Origin of the sequence: Pseudomonas sp. BJP69 (assembly GCF_007633355.1) — a bacterium.
GTDB classification, from domain to species: Bacteria; Pseudomonadota; Gammaproteobacteria; order Pseudomonadales; family Pseudomonadaceae; genus Aquipseudomonas; species Aquipseudomonas juntendi.
In genome coordinates, this window is the sequence record NZ_CP041933.1 from 229,931 (window position 1) to 246,740 (window position 16,810).

Consider the following 16,810-nt stretch of genomic DNA (forward strand, 5'->3'; position numbering starts at 1 on the left):
TGCCGGCGGTGAGGCCACCAACTTCAACGCTTGATTAGAAACGGCGGCAGATACAACCCCAGATACGCCTCGAATACCCGCTTGCCTTCCTCGGCCATACGCGGGGTGATCGCCTCATGCAGCTGCACCGAGCGCGCATACACCCGGTCGCTGAGCTCCATGGCCAGGGCAAACACATCCACATCCAGCGGCATCACCGGCAGGTGAAAATGCTGGTCGAACAACTTGTACATCAGGTCGCCCAGTTCCATGTCGTGCTGCCGATCGGCTTGCACCACTTCACTCAGCCCGTGCTGGGCCAGAATCAGTTGCCGCGCTGCTGCATCCTGGTTGTAGATATCCAGCATGCGCTGCTCGATCAGCCGTGACAGCTCATGCCAGGTACTGAACGCCTGGCTGTCGATCGGTGCCCTCAGAGCCTCACGGAAAGCCCGGTGCACGTCGGCGGTCAACGCCTCGAGCAACGCCGGCACGCTGGCGAAGAAGTGATAGACCGATGACGGCGGAATCTGCGCACGCTCGGCCACGCTGTAGATCGACATTGCCGCCACCCCCACCTCGGCCAGTAGTTCGCGGGCAGCCGCCAGGATCGCTTCGATCCTGGCCTGGCTGCTGGCGCGCGGTTTGCGCGGGGTAGCGGTACGCGTCATCAGTTGCTGATCGCCAGGATGCTGGCTTGATAGGCACCCACGAACAGGTCGAAATCACCGACTTCTTCCTGCTCCAGCTCGGCCTGCCTGGCCAGCGACTCGCGGGCCAGCGTCTCGTAGGTTTGTTGCTGCTCCTGGCTCAGCGGCTGTTCACGGAAGGTCTCGGCGTGAATACGGCTCTGGCGCAGCGAAAACTGCACGAAGCTTTCGTCATGCTCGGTCATGCGCGCCAGCACCTGGGCCGAAGGCGTCAGCGAGGCGTCATCGACCTTGGCCTGTTGCGCATCCAGCGCCTTGCTGTGGGCGTCGGTATCTTCGGCCTGGTCCAGTAGCTCGGCCAACTGTCGAATACGCTCGATCAGCTCGCCGGCCCACACCTTCAGGCTGACCGGCTGGCCGTTGCGCTGCAATTCCAGGCCCGGGCGGCGACCTTCCTTGACCACGGCCAGGAAGTTGCTGGTGCACTGGCCACACTCGGCATTGCCCAGTTGCGGGCTTTCTTCCAGGGCACAGAACAGCAGGAATGCATCGAGGAAGCGCGCCTCGGTCAGGTCGATGCCCACTGGCAGGAACGGGTTGATGTCCAGGCAGCGCACTTCCACATACTGCACGCCGCGCGAAGTCAGGGCCTGGATCGGCCGCTCGCCGGTATAGGTGACGCGCTTGGGGCGTATGTTCGAGTAGTACTCGTTTTCGATCTGCAGGATGTTGGTATTCAGTTGTACCCACTCACCGTCGACGTGCGTGCCGACCTCGACATAGGGCGGGTAGGGCGTGCCCACCGCCTTGCGCAGGCTGTCGGTGTAGCTGGCCAGGTTGTTGTAGCAAGGCGTGAGGCCCGCCTGGGCGTTGCTCTGGTAGCCCAGGTCGCTCATGCGCAGGCTGGTGGCGTAGGGCAGGTACAGGGTTTCGGCGTCCAGCTCTTCGAGCTGGTGCGGGCGGCCACGCATGAAGCCTTTGTCCAAGGCCGGCGAGGCGCCAAACAGGTACATCAACAACCAGCTGTAGCGGCGGAAGTTGCGGATCAGCGCAATGTAGGCCGATGACTGATAGTCGCGGTCGGGCTCGCTGCTGCCTTCGGCAGCACGCAGCAAAGGCCACAGAGCCTCTGGCAGCGAGAAGTTGTAATGAATGCCGGCGATGCACTGCATGGTGCGGCCATAGCGCAAGGCCAGGCCTTTGCGGTAGACGTGCTTGAGCTTGCCGATGTTCGAGCTGCCGTACTCGGCGATCGGGATGTCCTCTTCGGCCGGCAACGTGCATGGCATCGATGGGCTCCACAGGTACTCGTCGCCCAGCTTGCTGTAGACGAAACGGTGGGTCTGTTCGAGGCTTTCGAGCACTTTAGCCGGGTCGGCCAGCGCGGGGGTGATGAACTCCAGCAGCGACTCGGAATAGTCAGTGGTGATCTGCTCGTTGGTCAGCGCCGATCCCAGTGCATCCGGGTGCGGAGTCTGGGCCAGGCGACCTTCGTCGGTCACGCGCAGGCATTCGCGCTCAATACCGTGCAGGCACTGCTTGAGCAGGGGAAGATTGGCGCCGAGCAGGCTCAGGCGGCGGTTGAGGAGTTCGCTCAAGATGTATTCCTTCACGCGTCAGTCGCCCCAATATGGGGGTAGAGATAACGGTCTACAAGGGTAGGGAGAAAGGAACTGGCGTTGTCGCCTGGTTTACGCGGATCCAGCAGTGCCAGCGCACTGCTGAAAATACCGCAGATACTGCTTGGTGAGCTAGAGAACCGCAAAGGTTCCTTGCGCCTTGGCCACCAGTTTGTCGCCCTGGACTACGTCGGCGTCGACCACCAGGGTACGCCGCCCGGCATGCAGCACGCGGGCGGTGCACAGGACCTCGCCGTCACTGACGGCGCGCATGTAGTTGATCTTGCATTCGATGGTGACGCTTTGCTGGTCAAAGCCATGGTTGGCCGAACAGGCCAGGCCCATGGCGATATCCACCAGGCTGAAAATAGCCCCGCCGTGCAGCTTCTGGCCACGGTTGCGCAACTGCGGCTGCAGCGCCAGGGCGACCTCGGCAACGCCGGGCTCCAGGCGTTGCAGGCGGCAGCCAAGGAGCTGGCTGAAGGCGCTTTCGACATATTCGCGTGGTATGTCCATCACTTCTTCTTCAGCTGCTTGGCGTTGGCGAACAGCGCGGCCATGGCGTTGTTGGCCGGGGCCGCGGTAGCGGTTTCACGTTGGCGCGGCGCCTGTTGCTGGCGGTTGCCTGCCGGGCCACGGTTACCGCCGCGGTTGCCTTCGACCTTTTCGCCCGGGGTGTCGCTCATGCGCATCGACAAGCCCACACGCTTGCGCGGGATGTCCACCTCCATGACCTTGACCTTGACCACGTCGCCGGCCTTGACCGCCTCACGCGGGTCCTTGACGAACTTCTCCGACAGCGCCGAGATATGCACCAGGCCGTCCTGGTGCACGCCGATATCGACGAAGGCACCGAAGTTGGTGACGTTGGTCACCACGCCTTCGAGGATCATGCCTGGCTCCAGGTCCTTGAGGTCTTCGACGCCATCCTGGAAGGTGGCGGTCTTGAACTCCGGGCGGGGGTCGCGGCCGGGTTTGTCCAGTTCCTGCAGGATGTCGGTCACGGTCGGCAGGCCGAAGGTTTCGTCGGTGAAACGCTTGGGGTCCAGGCGCTTGAGGAAGCTGCTGTCGCCGATCAGCGAGCGAATATCGCGGTCGGTATCGGCGGCGATGCGCTGGACCAGGGGGTAGGCTTCGGGGTGAACCGCCGAGGCGTCCAGCGGGTTGTCGCCGTTCATCACCCGCAGGAAGCCGGCAGCCTGCTCGAAGGTTTTCTCGCCCAGGCGGCTGACCTTTTTCAGCGCCGCGCGGGTGGCGAACGGGCCGTTGGCGTCGCGGTGCGCGACGATGTTCTGTGCCAGCGTGGCGTTAAGCCCGGAGATGCGCGTCAGCAGCGCCACCGAGGCGGTATTCACATCCACGCCCACGGCGTTCACGCAGTCCTCGACCACGGCGTCCAGGCCACGGGCCAGTTTCAACTGCGAGACGTCGTGCTGGTACTGGCCAACGCCGATGGATTTCGGGTCGATCTTCACCAGTTCGGCCAACGGGTCCTGCAGGCGGCGGGCAATCGATACGGCGCCACGGATCGATACGTCCAGGTCCGGGAATTCGCGGGCGGCCAGTTCCGAGGCCGAGTACACCGACGCGCCGGCTTCGGAGACCATGACCTTGGTGATTTTCAGGGCTGGATATTTCTTGACCAGTTCGGCGACCAGCTTGTCGCTTTCGCGGCTGGCGGTACCGTTGCCGATGGCAATCAGCTCCACCGAGTGCTTGGCGCACAGCGCGGCCATGATGGCGATGGTCCGGTCCCAGTCGTTTTTCGGGGCGTGCGGGTAGACCGTGGTGTGGTCCAGCAGCTTGCCGGTGGCGTCGACCACGGCGATCTTGCAGCCAGTGCGCAGGCCAGGGTCGAAGCCCAGGGTGGCGCGCGGGCCGGCCGGGGCCGCCAGCAGCAGGTCGTGCAGGTTGTGGGCGAACACGTTGATCGCCTCGCCTTCGGCGTTGTCGCGCAGTTCGCCGAACAGGTCGGTTTCCAGGTGGGTGTAGAGCTTGACCTTCCAGGTCCAGCGCACCACTTCTGCCAGCCATTTGTCGGCCGGGCGGCTGCGGTTCTCGATGCCGACGTGGTTGCTGATCATCAGCTCGCACGGGTGCAGGGTACCCGGCAGTTCTTCGCCGACTTTCAGCGAAGCGCTCAGCACGCCCTCGTTGCGCCCGCGGAAAATTGCCAGGGCGCGGTGCGAAGGGGCGGTGCGCAACAGCTCGTCATGGGCGAAGTAGTCGCGGAACTTGGCGCCTTCCTCTTCCTTGCCGGCCACCACGCGGGCACTGAGCACGGCTTCCTGCTTGAGGAAGCTGCGCAGTTTGTCGAGCAACGCGGCGTCTTCGGCAAAGCGCTCCATGAGGATGTATTTGGCGCCTTCCAGGGCGGCCTTCACGTCGGCCACGCCCTTGTCGGCATCGACGAAGCGTGCCGCTTCGCTTTCCGGGGTCAGTGACGGGTCGTTGAACAGGCCGTCGGCCAGCTCGCCGAGGCCGGCTTCGAGGGCGATCTGGCCCTTGGTGCGGCGCTTCTGCTTGTACGGCAGGTACAGGTCTTCGAGGCGGGTCTTGGTGTCGGCCAGCTTGATTTCGCGGGCCAGTTCCGGGGTCAGCTTGCCCTGTTCCTCGATGCTGGAGAGGATGCTGGCGCGGCGTTCGTCGAGTTCGCGCAGGTAGCGCAGGCGCTCTTCCAGATGGCGCAGCTGGGTGTCGTCCAGGCTACCGGTCACTTCCTTGCGGTAACGGGCGATGAAAGGCACGGTCGAGCCTTCGTCCAACAGGCCCACGGCCGCCTCGACCTGCTGGGGGCGTACGCCCAGTTCCTCGGCGATACGGCTGTTGATGCTGTCCATGTAAACCACCTGACATTTGTGAATACGGGGGTCGCCTATGGGCTTTCGCCCGGCGGCGCAGGATGAAAGCGGCGCATTATACCCATCGCAAACCGCTTGCGGTGATGGCGCCCGGCCAGTCGGAACTGGCGCCCGGGGAAAAATCTGCTAACAATGCTCACGGCACGCGTTGCAATGGCTACGCCATAATGCCCGGCGATCTCAGAGGAGTTATTCATGACCGGCACGCCGAACACCGCAGAAGGTGAAAAGATTCTCATCGTCGACGACGATCCAGGGCTGAGTAGCCTGCTGGAACGTTTCTTCACCAGCAAAGGCTACCGAGCCCGCGCGGTGCCCAACACCGAACAGATGGACCGCCTGCTGTCCCGCGAGGTCTTCAACCTGGTGGTGCTGGACCTGATGCTGCCAGGCGAAGACGGCCTGTCGGCGTGCAAGCGCCTGCGCCAGCACAACAACCAGATCCCGATCATCATGCTCACTGCCAAGGGTGACGAGCTCAGCCGCATCAAGGGCCTGGAGCTGGGTGCCGATGACTACCTGGGCAAGCCGTTCAACCCGGACGAGCTGATGGCCCGGGTCAAGGCCGTGCTGCGCCGCCAGGCACCCACCGTGCCAGGGGCACCGGGTAGCGAAGACGAGTCGGTCACCTTCGGCGACTACGAGTTGTCGCTGGCCACCCGCGAACTCAAGCGTGGCGACGAAGTGCACATGCTCACCACCGGTGAGTTCGCCGTGCTCAAGGCGCTGGTCATGCATGCCCGTGAGCCGCTGACCCGCGACAAGCTGATGAACCTGGCCCGTGGCCGTGAATGGGATGCCCTGGAGCGCTCCATCGACGTTCAGATTTCGCGCCTGCGGCGCATGATCGAGCCCGACCCGTCCAAGCCCCGCTACATTCAGACCGTGTGGGGCGTGGGCTACGTGTTCGTGCCGGACGGAAACGCCGGAAAGTGATGCCTGACCGTCGATGAAAACACCGCTCTGGTTTCCGCAAAGCTTCTTCGCCCGCACCCTGTGGCTGGTGTTGATCGTTGTCCTGTTCTCCAAGGCCCTGACCCTGGTCTACCTGCTGATGAACGAGGACGTACTGGTCGACCGGCAGTACAGCCACGGTGTGGCGCTGACTTTGCGCGCGTATTGGGCTGCCGACGAAGAAAACCGCGACAAGATCGCCGAGGCGGCAGGCCTCATTCGTGTGACCGGCTCGGGCGTGCCCGAAGGCGAGCAGCACTGGCCCTACAGCGAAATCTACCAACGCCAGATGCAGGCCGAGCTGGGCGATGACACCGAAGTACGCCTGCGCATTCATGCGCCGCCGGCGCTGTGGGTAAATGCGCCGAGCCTGGGCCCGGGCTGGTTGAAGGTGCCGTTGTACCCGCACCCGCTACGCGGGCAGAAAATCTGGAACGTGCTGGGCTGGTTCCTGGCCATTGGCCTGTTGTCCACCGCTTCGGCGTGGATCTTCGTGCGGCAGTTGAACCAGCCGCTCAAGCGTCTGGTGTTCGCCGCCCGCCAGCTGGGCCAGGGGCGCAGCGTGCGGTTGCCGATCAGCGACACCCCCAGCGAGATGACCGAGGTGTACAGGGCCTTCAACCAGATGGCCGAAGACGTCGAGCAGGCCGGGCGTGAACGCGAGCTGATGCTGGCCGGGGTTTCGCATGACTTGCGTACACCGCTCACGCGCCTGCGTTTGTCGTTGTCGTTGCTCAACAGCGACAACGACCTGAGCGACGATATGGTCCGTGATATCGAAGACATGGACGCGATTCTCGACCAGTTCCTGGCGTTTATCCGTGATGGCCGGGACGAGCCGGTCGAAGAGGTCGACCTGGCGGACCTGGTGCGTGAGGTGGTCGCCCCCTACAACCAGCCGGAAGAACGTGTGCGCCTGTGCCTGGAGCCGATCCCGCCGTTCCCGCTGCGCCGCGTGTCGCTCAAGCGCATGTTGGGCAACCTGATCGGCAACGCCTTGCACCACGCAGGCAAAGGGGTCGAGGTGGCAGCCTATGTCTCGGGTGACGAAAGTGCGCCGTACGTGGTGCTGAGCGTGCTGGACCGCGGTACCGGTATTGACGAGTCGGAGCTGGAAACCATCTTCAACCCGTTCATCCGGGGTGACCGGGCGCGGGGTGGCAAGGGGACCGGGTTGGGGTTGGCCATCGTCAAGCGTATTGCGGCGCAGCATGGCGGCAATGTCGAGCTACGCAACCGGTCCGGGGGCGGTATCGAGGCGCGGGTGCGGTTGCCGTTGGGGCTGTTGTTGCCGCGTAACGCCGTTTGAGTTTGGTTGGCTGTGCCGGCCCTGTCGCCGGCAAGCCAGCCCCCACAGGTCATGCACAAGGTCTGAAAACTGTGCAGTACCTGTGGGCTTGTCGGCGCTAGGGCCGGGTGAATCAGCCTTTCCCTTTGGTCCGGGTCTGATTCGGCCCGCCATTCTTCTCCAGGTGCTCGATGATCATCCCGGCCACGTTCTTGCCAGTGGTCACTTCAATGCCTTCCAGGCCTGGCGATGAGTTCACCTCCATCACCAACGGCCCATGGTTGGAGCGCAGGATATCCACGCCCGCGACACTCAAACCCATCACCTTGGCTGCGCGAATCGCGGTGATGCGCTCTTCGGGGGTGATCTTGATCAGGCTGGCGACCCCGCCACGGTGCAGATTGGAACGAAACTCACCGGGCTTGGCCTGGCGCTTCATCGAGGCAATCACCTTGTCCCCCACCACGAAGCAGCGGATGTCCGCACCGCCGGCCTCCTTGATGTACTCCTGCACCATGATGTTCTGCTTCAGGCCCATGAACGCCTCGATCACCGACTCGGCTGCCTGCGGGGTTTCGCACAGCACCACGCCGATACCCTGCGTGCCTTCCAGCACCTTGATCACCAGGGGGGCACCGTTGACCATGCGGATCAGGTCGGGAATATCGTCGGGCGAGTGGGCGAAACCGGTGATCGGCAGGCCAATACCGCGCCGTGACAACAGCTGCAGCGAGCGCAACTTGTCGCGCGAGCGGGCGATAGCCACCGACTCGTTGAGCGGGTACACGCCCATCATTTCGAACTGGCGCAGCACCGCACAGCCGTAGAAGGTTACCGAGGCGCCAATACGCGGGATCACGGCATCGAAACCTTCCAGCGGCTTGCCGCGGTAGTGGATCTGCGGCTTGTGGCTGGCAATGTTCATGTAGGCCCGCAAGGTATCGATCACCACCATTTCGTGGCCACGCTGAGTACCGGCTTCGACCAGGCGGCGGGTGGAATACAGACGCGGATTGCGCGACAGCACAGCGATCTTCATGCAGCACCTGTGACAGGGGAAAGGGTGGCCGGGAAGGCCGGTTTGTCTTGCACGTACTTTACGCCTGGGTTGACCACCAGCTGGCCCTGCACCAGGGCCTTCGAGCCGAGCAGCAGGCGGTAGCGCATGCTCTTGCGGCAGGCCAGGGTGAATTCGACCTCCCACACACGGTCACCCAACGCCAGTGGCGTGCGAATGACATAACGGGTCTGGGCATGCCCGTTAGAGCTGCGGATGATCTTTCTGTTCACCAAAGGTGCTTCGCAGCGGCGATGGCGCAACTGCACTACTGTGCCCAGGTGCGCGGTGAAGCGCACCCAGGGTTGGCCATTACGCTCGAAGGGTTCGATATCGGTGGCGTGCAGGCTGGAGGTGCTGGCGCCGGTGTCGATCTTGGCGCGCAGCCCGGCCACACCGAGGTCGGGCAAGGCGACCCACTCACGCAGGCCGATTACAGTCAAATGGTCAAATGTCTTCACTAAGCACACCCTGCGAATGAGGTGGTGAACTGTAAGCACGGCGGGGACTTTTTGCATCCGTAAGTGAAGGTAGTACAGTTCAATGAAAGACAGAATCCGAGGTAACGCAATGGCACAAAAAGCCGAAGACGACGATAAGGTGCGCCTGGACAAATGGCTGTGGGCGGCTCGTTTCTACAGGACGCGGGCGTTGGCCAAGGCCGCGATCGAGAGCGGCAAGGTGCATTGCCGGGGCGAGCGTTGCAAGCCGGGCAAGGAGCCGCGCGTGGGCGACGAATTCGTGCTGCGTACCGGCTTCGATGAGCGCACCGTGGTGGTGAAGGCGTTGTCGGTGGTGCGGCGTGGGGCGCCCGAGGCGCAGACGCTGTACGAAGAGACCGAAGAGAGTGTGCGACGCAGGGAGCAGGCAGCCGAAATGCGCAAGGCAGGGGCGATGGGGGTAACTACCGATGGCCGGCCGAACAAGAAGCAGCGGCGGCAGATTCACCAGCTGCATGGGAACTTCGAATAGCCGAGGCCGCTTCTACAAGGGTGCAGGCAGTGCTGTAGGAGCGGCCTCGTGTCGCGATGGGCTGCGCAGCAGCCCCCAGGGGTCTAGCGGACTACCGCCAACCGCCCGACCAACGGCAATTTCGCAGCAATCGAGAACAACGGCGCCGTCCAGCGCATCAGTGCCGCGCTACCCTTGGCCGCCAACGGCGTGTAATAGCTCCAGCCCAACGCCAGCACTGCCATCAGCAACCCGCCGATGTAGTCATCCTGCCCCCAGTGCGCGCCGGCCACCAGGCGCGGCAGCATGAACAGCACCGCCAGCGCCCAGATCACCACGAACTGCATCAGGCGGCGGCTGAACACGCTCATGAACAATGCCCAGATCAACAACACCGAGGCGTGGTCGCCGGGGAAACTCTTGCTGGAGCGGTCCTTCAGCTCCCACTTGGCTTCCAGGTGGGGGTAGTAGTCGCTCAGGTGCACCACGTCGTCGAACATCATCGAGGGGCTCTTGTGTTGCCAGCCCGCGGCATCCACCCACTTGGAAAACAGCGCGCGAATCACCACTAAGAGAAGCAGCGTGACCAGAAAGCCGAAAAACGCCTGGCGAACCTGCGCTGCTTTGAACACCCAATCACCGCGGATCAGCAGTGCCAGCAGGATCAGGCCGACCACGATGTCGAACGGGCGCATGCTGCCCACGGTCCAGATATAGCGCCAGGTGGTGTTGTCAGCCAACGGTGCATTGAGGCTGTGGAACAGCCACTCGTCGAAAGTCAGGCACAGGATCTGGCCAAAAGGCCATAACCAGAAACACAGTAGAGCGATCGGCAGCAGCGTGCAGGCTGCCAGCGGTCCCCAGGACCACCTTGCTTGGAACAGTGGTCGATTATCCATAAGATACCTCTATCTCCTATAAGGGAAACGAGCGCCTGAAGGCGCTCTGCGATGGGATTACTGATTCCCTTCCATTATTTTGTCATCATTTTCAGATAGCCAGACAACCATGAGCGACTTGCCAGAAAAAGATTTCACCCAACGTTTCATCTTCGACGAGCGCGATGTGCGCGGCGAGTGGGTGTCTCTCGATGACAGCTACGCTGCAGTGCTGGCGCGTCATGAATACCCACAGCCGGTGCAAACCCTGCTTGGCGAGCTGATGGCCGCCACCGCTTTGCTGGTCGGTGCCTTGAAGTTCGACGGCCTGCTGATACTGCAGGCGCGCTCCGCCGGGCCGATCCCGCTGCTGATGGTCGAGTGCTCCGGTGACCGTGATATCCGCGGCATGGCCCGATACGAGGCGGATCAGATCCCGGCCGACGCCAGCCTGGCGCAGCTGATGCCCGACGGCCACCTGACCCTGACCATCGACCCGGTCAAGGGCCAGCGTTATCAGGGGACCGTCGACCTCGATGGTGCCAACCTCTCGGAGTGCTTCACCAACTACTTCGTTCAGTCCCAGCAGTTGAACACGCGGTTCTGGCTGAATGCCGAAGCTGGCAAGGCGCGCGGCCTGCTGCTGCAGCAACTGCCACGCGATCGCCAGCCGGACGATGAAGAGCGCGAAGACAGCTGGCAGCACGTGGTTGCCCTGGCCCAGACCCTCAAGCCGCAAGAGTGGGCAGAAGCCAATGAAACCCTGCTGCACCGCCTGTACCACGAAGATGCCGTGCGCCTGTTCGATGAACAGCCGCTGCGCTTCAAATGCAGCTGCTCACGCGAACGTTCCGGCAATGCCCTGGTCAGCCTGGGTGAGCATGACGCCAAGGCACTGGTGCAAGAGTGCGGTGGGCAGGTAGAGATCGATTGCCAGTTCTGCAACCAGCGCTATTTCTTCGACGCCAGCGATGTGGCGCAACTGTTTGCCGGCGGCGGCACGGACGTAGCCTCAGAAACTCGCCACTGAAACGTTTAAGCTCAGGAAAATCTCCTGTCGAATTGCGCAAAAACGCAGTTCTGACAGGAGGGGCCTACTTTTTTTGGGCTTTTCTGGCATAATCCGGCCACTTTTTTCGCTGTAGTAGTTTTTTCGGAACAACTACAAAACGTTTGGAGCACTCGGCCTCGGGCCGGATGGGGTATCTCATGACGCAAGCCAATAACACCGTGTACACCGACCTGAGCGTCGATGAGCTGGTAAAAGAAGCGCTGCAACGCGGTGAAGGTGTACTAGCCGATACCGGCGCGCTGGTCGTGGAGACCGGTCACCGTACTGGCCGTTCGCCGGCTGACCGTTTCATCGTCGAAGAGCCTTCCACCCAGGACGCCATCGCCTGGGGCCCGATCAACCGCAAGTTCCCGGCCGACAAGTTCGATGCCCTGTGGGACCGCGTCGAGGCGTTCAACAACGCCCAGGATCACTTCGTTTCCTACGTTCACGTAGGGGCTGCCGCCGAGCACTACCTGCCGGTGAAAATGACCACCCAGACTGCCTGGCAGAACCTGTTCGGCCGTTGCCTGTTCATCAACCCTGAGCAGTACAACCCGGCGGGTCGCGGCGAGTGGCAGGTGCTCAACGTGGCCAACTTCGAGTGCGTACCTGAGCGTGACGGTACCAACTCCGACGGTTGCGTGATCATCAACTTCGCGCAGAAGAAAGTGCTGATCGCCGGCATGCGCTACGCCGGTGAAATGAAGAAAGCCATGTTCTCGGTGCAGAACTTCCTGCTGCCGGCTGCCGATGTGCTGCCAATGCACTGCGCGGCCAACATCGGCGAAGCAGGCGATGTGACCCTGTTCTTCGGCCTGTCCGGCACCGGCAAAACCACCCTGTCGGCCGACGAAAGCCGTTACCTGATCGGTGACGACGAGCACGGTTGGGGCGAAGGCGTTGTCTTCAACATCGAAGGCGGCTGCTATGCCAAGTGCATCGACCTGTCCGAGAAGAACGAGCCGGTCATCTGGAAAGCCATCAAGCACGGTGCTGTGCTGGAAAACGTCGTTCTCGACGCCAACAAGCACGCTGACTACACCGATGTCAGCTTGACCCAGAACAGCCGTGCGGCCTACCCGCTGGAGCACGTTGCCAAGCGTTCGGAAAAGAACCTGGGCGGTGAGCCAAACGCAGTGATCTTCCTGACCTGCGACCTGACCGGTGTTCTGCCTCCGGTGTCGATCCTGAACAACGAACAGGCTGCCTACCACTTCCTGTCCGGTTACACCGCGCTGGTCGGTTCCACCGAAATGGGCTCGGGCGGCGGCATCAAGTCGACCTTCTCGACCTGCTTCGGTGCACCGTTCTTCCCACGCCCGGCTGGCGAGTACGCCGAGCTGCTGATCAAGCGTATCAACGGCTTCAACTCCAAGGTCTACCTGGTCAACACCGGCTGGACCGGTGGTGGCTACGGCGTTGGCAAGCGCTTCAGCATTCCGACCACCCGCGCGGTGATCGCTGCCATCCAGAGCGGCGCGCTGGTCGGTGCCGAAACCGAGCACCTGGACATCATCAACCTGGACGTACCGAAGGCCGTCCCAGGCGTTGATACCGAACTGCTCAACCCGCGTACCAACTGGGCTGACAAAGCTGCCTACGACGAGGCCGCCAAAGGCCTGGCCAAGCTGTTCATCGAGAACTTCAAGAAGTTTGAAGTTTCCGACGCCATCAAGGCCGCTGGTCCGCAGCTGTAAGCTGCAACCAGCCGCAATGAGAAAGCCGCCAGCATTGGCGGCTTTTTTGTTATCCGGCTGATGCAATGCCTTGTAGGAGCGGCCTTGTGTCGCGATGGGCCGCATAGCGGCCCCGGGGTTTTGGCGTCACTGCATAAATTGTCGGGGCCGCTTTGCGGCCCATCGCGACACAAGGCCGCTCCTACAAGGTGAGGTGCAGGCAGCGGGAACCTGGTTTTTCTGTTTCACTGTCAGCATCCACTGCGAAGACAAGAGTCAGCCAGATGACCGAATCCCCTCAGCGCACTGCCTTCTCCCACTTTCACCCGATTCTCACCCGCCCGCAGGACAACGACCTCAATGGCCATATCGCCGGGGCCACGGTGCACGGCTTCTTCGAAACGGCGATCCAGGCGTTTCTCGTCGAGCAGGCCGAGCTGGACCTGCGTGACGGCGAGCTGGCGGCTTTCGTGGTCAGTTCGGCAGCAGATTTCTATGCATTGCCGGGCTTCCCGGACGTGCTGGAAGTTGGGCTGGGCGTAACGCGCCTGGCGGGCAGTACGGTGGAGTACCGCCTGGCGTTGTATCGCCCAGGTGAGCCCGAGGCCTGCGCGGCCGGCACGGTGGTGCAAGTCTTCATCGAGCGTGTCAGTGGCCGGCCTGTGGCGTTGCCAGAGGCGCTTCAGGTGATTCTTTCCGGCTTGGTGCTGGAACAACACGCATAAAAAACCCCGCCGGAAGGGGCGGGGTTCTTGTTGCCGGGGCAGGGCCCTCAGGCGTTAGTCGCGCCAGTGGCGCTTGTGCTTGCGGTGGCCGTAGTGATGGCCACGGTCGTAGTGGCGACGGTCATCGTAGCCACGGCGGTAGCGACGGTCGTCATGGCGCTCATCGGCGTCGGCCTTGTTGCCCAGGTAGTTACCCAGCGCACCACCAGCACCGCCGCCGGCAGCCGCGCCGATGTAGCTACCGGTAGTACCGCCTACCGAGCGACCCACCACGTTACCGCCTGCCGCGCCCAGGGCACCGCCAATAGCGGCTTCACCGCGCTGGCGCTTGTCGGCACCCAGCGCACCGCCGGCCGCACCGCCCAGGCCGGCACCAATGGCGCCGCCGGTGCTACCGCCGATGGAGTTACCGACAACGGAGCCCAGTACCCCACCCAATGCGCCGCCAATGCCGGCCTCGGTGGTGCCGCCTGCCATGGCAACGCCGCTGAGCAAGCTGAAAGACAACAACAAAATCGAGGAGTACTTCTTCATCAAGAGAGCCTCATAAGGATGACGAGGCGAATTTGAGGCTAAGCGAGGTGGCTGGCAACGGAAATCCGACGAGTAACACGAGTTGTACACAATTCTCTAAGTGACTGTATTTGTTGTGAAACTTAAACCGTTTTCGGCTGTCTGAGGTCTTTATGGCAAAAGCCCTGAACCTTGCGGAACAGGGCTTTTTGGTTTTTGGCGTTGGGGCTTCTGGCCTCTTCGCGGCAACTTTATTACAGAATACGCCCGTCGTCCCGCGCCCGCTCCAGCTTGATGGCGATGAACTTCGAGGTTGGCGTATGGCTGCCATCGCCAATGCTCTCCAGCGGCACCAGCGGGTTCACCTCCGGGTAATAAGCCGCCGCCTGCCCGGCCGGAATATCGAACGCCAGCAGGGTAAAGCCGTGCACCCGGCGGACGTGTTCATCCCCCCACAACGATACGATGTCGACCTTCTGCCCCGGCTGGAAGCCCAGGCGGATGATGTCGGCTTCGTTGGCGAACAGCACCTCGCGTTGGCCGCGCACGCCACGGTAGCGGTCGTCCAGGCCGTAGATGGTGGTGTTGTACTGATCGTGCGAACGCATCGACTGCATGATCAGGTCCGGTAACTGGCCGCTGGCACGCACACGGTCGTCAAGCAGCGTATCGGGCAGCAGGTTGGCCTTGAAGTTGGCGCGGCCGGTGTTGGTCTTCCATGTGCGGCTGGCGGCGTTATTGCCCAGGTAGAAGCCGCCTGGGTGTTGCAGGCGGTGGTTGAAGCCGCTGAAGCCCGTGATGGTGTCGGCGATCAGGTCGCGAATGCGCGCATAGTCGGCGACCAGCCAGTGCCAGTCCACGGGTTTCTTGCCCAGCGTAGCGGCGGCGATGCCAGCAATGACCGCCGGCTCCGAGCGCATCTGCGAAGACAGCGGTTTGAGCTGGCCGTTGGATGCGTGCACCATGCTGAACGAGTCTTCGACCGTTACCGCTTGCGGCCCGTCGGCCTGCAGGTCGATGTCGGTACGGCCCAGGCACGGCAAAATCAGCGCTTGCTTGCCATGAACCAGGTGGCTGCGGTTGAGCTTGGTGCTGATGTGCACGGTCAGCTCGCAGTTGCGCAGCGCCTGCGCCGTGCGCTCGGTGTCCGGCGTGGCCTGGGCGAAATTGCCGCCCAGGCCGATGAACACCTTGGCCCGGCCGTCGAGCATGGCGTGAATCGCTTCGACCGTGTTGTGGCCGTTGTGCCGTGGCACGGGGAAGCCGAAGCGCTTTTCCATGGCCTCGAGCAGCGCCATGGGTGGGCGCTCGTTGATGCCCATGGTGCGGTCGCCCTGCACGTTGCTGTGGCCACGTACCGGGCACAGGCCTGCGCCTGGTGCGCCGATATTGCCGCGCAGCATCTGCAGGTTGACGATTTCCTGAATGGTCGGCACCGAGTGTCGGTGTTGGGTGATACCCATCGCCCAGCACATGATGACCCGCTCGGCGCGGCAGTACATGCGCGCCGCCAGTTCGATGTCGGCCATGGGCAGGCCGGATTGCGCCTGGATGTGGTCCCATGGCGTGGCATCTACCACGGCCAGGTAATCGTCCACGCCATGGCCGTGCTCGGCGATGAAGGCATGGTCGAACACCGCCGGTTCACCCTTGGCCTGGGCTTCACGCTCCCACTGCAGGGCGAACTTGGCCATGCCACGCAGCAGCGCCATGTCGCCACCCAGCGCCGGGCGGAAGAATGCCGTGTTGGTTGGGCGGTCGCTGTTGGTCAGCATTTCCAGCGGGTTCTGCGGGTGCTGGAAGCGCTCCAGGCCCCGCTCCTTGAGCGGGTTGATGCAAACTACCTGAGCGCCACGTTTCACCGCGTCGCGCAGCGGGTCGAGCATGCGCGGGTGGTTGGTGCCGGGGTTCTGGCCCCAGACAAAAATCGCGTCGGCATGTTCGAAGTCGTCGAACGTGACCGTGCCTTTGCCCACCCCGATGCTTTGCCCCAACGCCACGCCGCTGGCTTCGTGGCACATGTTCGAGCAGTCGGGAAAGTTGTTGGTACCGAAGGCGCGCACGAACAGCTGGTACAGGTAGGCTGCTTCGTTGCTGGCCCGCCCCGAGGTATAGAACTCGGCCTGGTCAGGTGTGGCCAACTTGTTCAGCTCGCGAGCGACCAGGGCAAAAGCGGCGTCCCAGCTGATCGGCTGATAGCGGTCGCTGGTCGCGTCGTAGACCATCGGCTCGGTGAGGCGGCCCTGGTACTCCAGCCAGTAGTCGCTTTGCTGCAGCAGGGCGGTGACGCTGTAACGGGCGAAGAAGGCAGCGTCGACACGGCGCTTGGTGGCCTCCCAGTTCACGGCCTTGGCGCCGTTCTCGCAGAACTTGACCATGCCGCTTTCTGGCGAATCGCCCCAGGCGCAGCCTGGGCAGTCGAAACCGCCGTTCTGGTTGGTCTTGAGCAGGGCGCGAATGTTCTTCAGCGCGTTATCGCTGCCGACCCAGGCCTTGGCCACGCTGCGCAGCGCACCCCAGCCACCGGCAGGGCCGTGGTAGGGCTTGTAGCGAGGGGTTGAGGCTGGGGCATTGTCCGGTAGGTGCTGGTACGAGGTCACGACTG

15 protein-coding genes are annotated in these 16,810 nt (G+C 62.9%); 6 read left to right on the plus strand and 9 right to left on the minus strand.

Annotation, left to right across the window (positions count from 1 at the left end; all coding sequences use genetic code 11):
- Positions 1 to 23: 23 nt before the first annotated feature.
- The 4 genes from FPB55_RS01015 to FPB55_RS01030 form a co-directional block, all read right to left on the minus strand.
- Positions 24 to 650: a TetR/AcrR family transcriptional regulator gene (locus tag FPB55_RS01015; protein WP_009682245.1), complete on the minus strand. Its 627-nt coding sequence runs from the start codon at positions 648 to 650 to the stop codon at positions 24 to 26.
- Positions 650 to 2,227 (minus strand): glutamate--cysteine ligase, encoded by a 1,578-nt coding sequence (gshA, locus tag FPB55_RS01020; protein ID WP_009682246.1) that lies wholly within the window; start codon positions 2,225 to 2,227, stop codon positions 650 to 652. The genes FPB55_RS01015 and gshA overlap by 1 nt, the downstream gene beginning before the upstream one ends.
- Before the next feature lie 153 nt (positions 2,228 to 2,380).
- A complete protein-coding gene (locus FPB55_RS01025; protein ID WP_009682247.1) occupies positions 2,381 to 2,764 on the minus strand; it encodes a PaaI family thioesterase in 384 nt (127 codons plus the stop codon).
- Positions 2,764 to 5,088 (minus strand): Tex family protein, encoded by a 2,325-nt coding sequence (locus FPB55_RS01030; protein WP_009682248.1) that lies wholly within the window; start codon positions 5,086 to 5,088, stop codon positions 2,764 to 2,766. Before FPB55_RS01030 ends, FPB55_RS01025 begins: the two co-directional genes overlap by 1 nt.
- Before the next feature lie 216 nt (positions 5,089 to 5,304).
- Between FPB55_RS01030 and ompR the strand changes: the two genes are divergently transcribed.
- Both ompR and FPB55_RS01040 read left to right on the plus strand, forming a co-directional pair.
- Positions 5,305 to 6,045 carry a two-component system response regulator OmpR gene (gene ompR / locus FPB55_RS01035; protein ID WP_009682249.1) on the plus strand — a complete coding sequence of 247 codons (741 nt, stop codon included), beginning with the start codon at positions 5,305 to 5,307 and terminating at the stop codon, positions 6,043 to 6,045.
- 13 nt (positions 6,046 to 6,058) lie between these two features.
- Positions 6,059 to 7,372 carry an ATP-binding protein gene (locus FPB55_RS01040; protein WP_115293245.1) on the plus strand — a complete coding sequence of 438 codons (1,314 nt, stop codon included), beginning with the start codon at positions 6,059 to 6,061 and terminating at the stop codon, positions 7,370 to 7,372.
- Between the two features lie 112 nt (positions 7,373 to 7,484).
- Here FPB55_RS01040 and rimK read toward each other — a convergent pair whose 3' ends face one another.
- Together rimK and FPB55_RS01050 are read right to left on the minus strand one after the other, a co-directional pair.
- Positions 7,485 to 8,390, minus strand: coding sequence for a 30S ribosomal protein S6--L-glutamate ligase (gene rimK, locus FPB55_RS01045; protein ID WP_009681234.1), 906 nt, complete (start codon positions 8,388 to 8,390; stop codon positions 7,485 to 7,487).
- On the minus strand, positions 8,387 to 8,869 hold the full coding sequence (locus FPB55_RS01050; protein ID WP_009681235.1) for an ATP-dependent zinc protease: 483 nt from the start codon (positions 8,867 to 8,869) through the stop codon (positions 8,387 to 8,389). Before FPB55_RS01050 ends, rimK begins: the two co-directional genes overlap by 4 nt.
- Positions 8,870 to 8,978: 109 nt before the next feature.
- Here FPB55_RS01050 and FPB55_RS01055 point away from each other — a divergent pair, with 109 nt between their 5' ends.
- Positions 8,979 to 9,380 carry a S4 domain-containing protein gene (locus FPB55_RS01055; RefSeq protein ID WP_144187360.1) on the plus strand — a complete coding sequence of 134 codons (402 nt, stop codon included), beginning with the start codon at positions 8,979 to 8,981 and terminating at the stop codon, positions 9,378 to 9,380.
- Between the two features lie 83 nt (positions 9,381 to 9,463).
- Here FPB55_RS01055 and FPB55_RS01060 read toward each other — a convergent pair whose 3' ends face one another.
- Complete coding sequence (locus FPB55_RS01060; RefSeq protein ID WP_009681237.1) at positions 9,464 to 10,258, minus strand: phosphatase PAP2 family protein; 795 nt, start codon at positions 10,256 to 10,258, stop codon at positions 9,464 to 9,466.
- Between the two features lie 109 nt (positions 10,259 to 10,367).
- Between FPB55_RS01060 and hslO the strand changes: the two genes are divergently transcribed.
- The 3 genes from hslO (at position 10,368) to FPB55_RS01075 (ending at position 13,692) form a co-directional block, all read left to right on the plus strand.
- Positions 10,368 to 11,267, plus strand: coding sequence for an Hsp33 family molecular chaperone HslO (gene hslO / locus FPB55_RS01065; protein WP_054905720.1), 900 nt, complete (start codon positions 10,368 to 10,370; stop codon positions 11,265 to 11,267).
- Between the two features lie 179 nt (positions 11,268 to 11,446).
- Positions 11,447 to 12,988: a phosphoenolpyruvate carboxykinase gene (locus FPB55_RS01070; protein WP_009681239.1), complete on the plus strand. Its 1,542-nt coding sequence runs from the start codon at positions 11,447 to 11,449 to the stop codon at positions 12,986 to 12,988.
- A 263-nt stretch (positions 12,989 to 13,251) separates the two neighbouring features.
- Entirely contained in the window at positions 13,252 to 13,692 is a 441-nt protein-coding gene (locus FPB55_RS01075) for a thioesterase family protein (RefSeq protein WP_054890281.1), read from the plus strand.
- Positions 13,693 to 13,746: 54 nt separating this feature from the next.
- On the opposite strand, the gene FPB55_RS01080 is transcribed toward FPB55_RS01075, so the two are convergent.
- Positions 13,747 to 14,226: a glycine zipper domain-containing protein gene (locus FPB55_RS01080; RefSeq protein ID WP_054890280.1), complete on the minus strand. Its 480-nt coding sequence runs from the start codon at positions 14,224 to 14,226 to the stop codon at positions 13,747 to 13,749.
- A 233-nt stretch (positions 14,227 to 14,459) separates the two neighbouring features.
- A complete protein-coding gene (locus FPB55_RS01085; RefSeq protein WP_125854942.1) occupies positions 14,460 to 16,805 on the minus strand; it encodes an FdhF/YdeP family oxidoreductase in 2,346 nt (781 codons plus the stop codon).
- Positions 16,806 to 16,810 lie beyond the last annotated feature (5 nt).